The following is a 3,936-nucleotide window of genomic DNA, read 5'->3' as shown; positions in this document are numbered from 1 at the left end:
TGAGACGGCGGCCGAAGGATGAGATCGACGATGGCGTGACGTACGGCGGGCATGGTTGGCTGAGGCGGAGGTCCGTTGATTCTTTTTTTTCCGCCCCGCGTGTGCGAGGCGACGATGCTGCAGGAAGGCGTAGGCAATCATTGTCATCAGGGCGTGGCGATGAAGACCCTGCCATGATCGCCCCTCGAAGTGATCAAGTCCGAGCTCCTCCTTCAACTGCTGATGCGCCTGCTCACAAATCCATCTTGCCTTGATGGTGGCAGCTAGTGTGCGCAGATCCGTCGCCGCAGGGAGATTGGCAAGATAGTATTTCTTCTCCCCTGAGGCACGTTGCTCGCCAATGAGCCAAGCTTCGTCGCCCGGGAGATGCTGCTGACCCTTATCCCAAATCCGCTGAGGAGGGCCGTCGGCGGTGCGGACACGGAGAGCAGCAAATCGGGCTTTCAGCCGACCTTTCGTCCCGCTGCGCCAGCTCACGGCTTTCCATTTGGCGCTGGCCAGCATTTGTTCTGCCGCAATCGATAAGACATCGGGCACGTGGTGCTTTCGTGGTTTCCCGCGGACCTTGGTAATCGGCCAAACGAGCTTCACATCGACCGGATACACCTTCAGGTGCCGAGGGATGCCGACAGCCCAGGCCAGCCCGCGCTCTGTTAGCCCTTGTCGAAATGGTGCGCTAAGTCCGTATCCTGCATCCGCCAGCACACATCCAAAGCGCACGTTGGCTGCCGTCGCGCGGTCAATCTCGGCCAAGGCAATTTCCGGCTTGGACCGTGGCGTTCGGTGTTCGACTGGCACGCGAGCGCGCTTCAAACGAGACACGTCGCTTGTCCAACTGTCAGGCAGAAAGAGACGTAACGCGACCATCACTGGCACTTCGCCGCGCGCGAGCGTCAAAGACACCAGCGTTTGGCAATTTGCCGTTTTGCCGAGAGCCGATGCGTATTGAGCCGCAACACCAACCGAGCGTTCGCCCTTCTTCGGCAGTGAGGTGTCATCAATAACGAGCACCGCATCCCTGCCGCCGACAAGTCGGTCCGCCTGGTTGAGCAGCTCCGTCTCCAGCGGCGTCGCGTCCCAGACACCGTCCGCAATGAAATGGTGCAGCTGATCGTAGTTGCCCGAGGCAAGGCGCTCCGCCATCGGCTGAACGCTCTTGCGATCGCCAGGACCAATCAGTCCCGCAACATACAGAGGACACATCCGCTGCCGAGTCTTATGGCCCAGCCGGTCCAAGAACGGCATCAGCCAGCGTTCAAGTTCGTCTTCCCATCCCGCCATGGTCAGCCCTCCAAGAGCCGACCACCCATGATCATTGAAAAATTGATTCGGGAATCCTATAAAGCACAGCAAAACCGACAATCTGCCAAAGTAGTGCTAGGGTTCAGACTCAATTGATCCAATAGGCGACGATGGCGGCGAGGTGGACGGCTGCCAGGAAGTTTCTGGCAAGTTTATCGTAGCGAGTTGCGACACGCCTGAAATCCTTGAGGCGGCAGAAACAGCGCTCGATGACGTTGCGCCCCTTATAGGCGCGTTTGCTGAAGCTGTGGAGGGTGACCCTGTTGGATTTGTTTGGAATGACAGGCTTGGCACCACGATCGACGATTTCGGCGCGAAAGCCGTCGCCGTCGTATCCTTTGTCGCCAATGAGGGCAGACATGGGTGGGGCGAGTTCCAAAAGGGCCGGCGCTGCGGCAATGTCTGCGTCCTGGCCTGGAGTGAGATGAAATGCGCAAGGTCTGCAATCAGGGTCACTCAGCGCGTGGATTTTCGTGGTCCGCCCACCGCGCGAGTGGCCGATCGCCTGTTCGTTCTCCCCCCTTTTCCGCCGCTCGCCGAGCGATGCGCTTTGATCGAGGTAGAGTCGATGGACAAAGTCACGCCGTCCTTGCCGCAGCGGGCGAGCGCTTCAAAGATCGCCTGCCAATGTCCGCGCTTGGCGTGCGCCGTGATAAGGCGGCGCTTTCCAGTGGGTGCAAGCCCCACCCGGCAAACGCTCCAGCCGGAAGCAACCGGAGCAGCTATGGAGGTGACGAAGTGGCTGAAGCCTTCGGATAGCGTGTCACGATATACGGTGACCGCGCGAGTGTGCAGGCCGTAACGCGAGTGAACGCCGAGCAAGCCTCGAAAAGGACGATGCACAGGCCGACCTGACGGCCATATCAGGGAAGGCTGACACGACTGGGGCGAAGTGAGCGAAGCAATACCTCCAGTCGCTGTGCCGGGGTAGTGGCGACGGCATGTACACAAGGAAAGCGTACGCAACACGGGAGGCCCCACGACGTGGTCAGGGATGACCAACCGGACGCCCGCGAGGGATAGGCCGGGCGCCGTGGGGATGCGGAGGGGTTCGTAGTACCGGTGAAACCGGGTAACGCCGGGGGAGGGAAGGGACCTCAGTTCAAGACGAACGCAAAGACGTGGTGAGGGACCTGGGGATTGGGCAACCTATCAACTCCGAAGAGTGTTCAGAAACTGCAGACGGCGTTGCACGCGAAAGCGAAGGCAGAAGCTGGCTACCGCTTCTACGCCCTGTACGACAAGATCAGCCGGGAAGACATCTTGGCCCATGCCTATGCCCAATGCCGCTCCAACAAGGGCGCACCGGGCGTGGACGGTCAGGACTTCGCGGACATCGAGGCGTATGGGGTGCAGCGGTGGCTTGGCGAACTGGCGCTTGCGCTCAGGCAGGAGACGTATCGACCGGACCCTATCAGAAGAGTGTACATACCGAAGGCCAATGGCAAACTCAGGCCATTGGGCATCTCGACCTTGCGTGATCGGGTCTGCATGACCGCAGCGATGCTGGTGCTGGAACCGATCTTCGAGGCCGATCTTCCACCAGAGCAGTATGCCTACCGTCCCGGGCGAAATGCCCAACAGGCGGTGGTCGAGGTGGAAGCGCAGCTGTTCCGTGGTCACCCGGAAGTCGTCGACGCCGACCTCGCGGACTACTTCGGGAGCATTCCGCATACCGACCTTCTCAAGTCGGTGGCGCGCCGGATCATGGATCGGCGCGTGCTGCATCTGATCAAGATGTGGCTGGAGTGTCCCGTGGAGGAAACCGACGATCGAGGACGAAAGACACGGACGACCGAGGCCCGGGACAACCGGCGCGGCATCCCGCAAGGCTCACCCATCTCACCACTGCTGGCTAACCTCTACATGCGCCGGTTTGTGCTGGGATGGAAGATGCTCGGGCTGGAGCGAAGCCTCGGCTCTCGTATCGTGACCTACGCCGACGATCTCGTAATCCTGCGCAGGCGGGGCAAAGCTGAAGAGGCCTTGCGACAACTGCGCAGGATCATGGGAAGGCTGAAGCTGATGGTCAACGAGGAGAAGACACGAATCTGCAAGGTGCCGGAAGGAGAGTTCGACTTCCTGGGTTACACGTTCGGGCGGATGTACTCAGCGAAAACCGGCCAGGCGCGCCTGGGGTACCGGCCATCGCGCAAGAGCATCAAACGCGTGATCGAAAGCATTCACACGGTCACCGCCCGATCAGGAACTTGGCAAGAGACCACGGAGCTCGTAGGCCAGTTGAACCGCACGCTGCGCGGATGGGCGAACTACTTCAAAGTAGGCACCGTCACCAAAGCGTATCGGGCGCTCGACAACTACGCGGCTGCGCGGTTGCGCCGGTGGTTGCGCTTCAAGCACAAGGTCAGGCGACGCAGGGGCGGGACCTATCCACTCTCGCACCTCTATGGGTACTTCGGGCTCGTACGCCTAACCGCGCTTGGGCGCGACATGCCGTGGGCGAAGGCTTGAAGTCTTGTCCGAGAGCCGGATGCGGGAAATCTGCCTGTCCGGTTCGATGAGCGGGATGTGGAAACGGAGCCAAGGGTGAACCACTAAGGCACCGCCAGACGAAAGAGGCGGCAAACAGATATGTTCAGCCTACCGCCACCGCGCCACATCTCGACTCTACCC

2 protein-coding genes and 1 pseudogene are annotated in these 3,936 nt (G+C 60.6%); 1 reads left to right on the top strand and 2 read right to left on the bottom strand.

Annotated elements, in window-relative coordinates:
- Both AYJ54_RS12890 and AYJ54_RS47145 read right to left on the bottom strand, forming a co-directional pair.
- On the bottom strand, nt 1-1,281 hold a 1,281-nt coding region (locus tag AYJ54_RS12890), incomplete at its 3' end, for an IS701 family transposase (protein WP_063699282.1).
- Between the two features lie 109 nt (nt 1,282-1,390).
- Nucleotides 1,391-1,944 (bottom strand): annotated as a pseudogene (locus AYJ54_RS47145) (IS5 family transposase); the annotation flags it as partial.
- Nucleotides 1,945-2,490: 546 nt separating this feature from the next.
- On the opposite strand from AYJ54_RS47145, the gene ltrA reads away from it, so the two are divergent.
- Nucleotides 2,491-3,774 (top strand): group II intron reverse transcriptase/maturase, encoded by a 1,284-nt coding sequence (gene ltrA / locus AYJ54_RS12880; RefSeq protein WP_201724175.1) that lies wholly within the window; start codon nt 2,491-2,493, stop codon nt 3,772-3,774.
- Nucleotides 3,775-3,936: the final 162 nt, after the last annotated feature.

The organism is Bradyrhizobium centrolobii (assembly GCF_001641635.1).
In the GTDB taxonomy this organism is placed as follows: Bacteria; Pseudomonadota; Alphaproteobacteria; order Rhizobiales; family Xanthobacteraceae; genus Bradyrhizobium; species Bradyrhizobium centrolobii.
The sequence above is the reverse complement of the archived record's forward strand: the minus strand, read 5'-3'. Positions and strand labels throughout refer to the sequence as shown.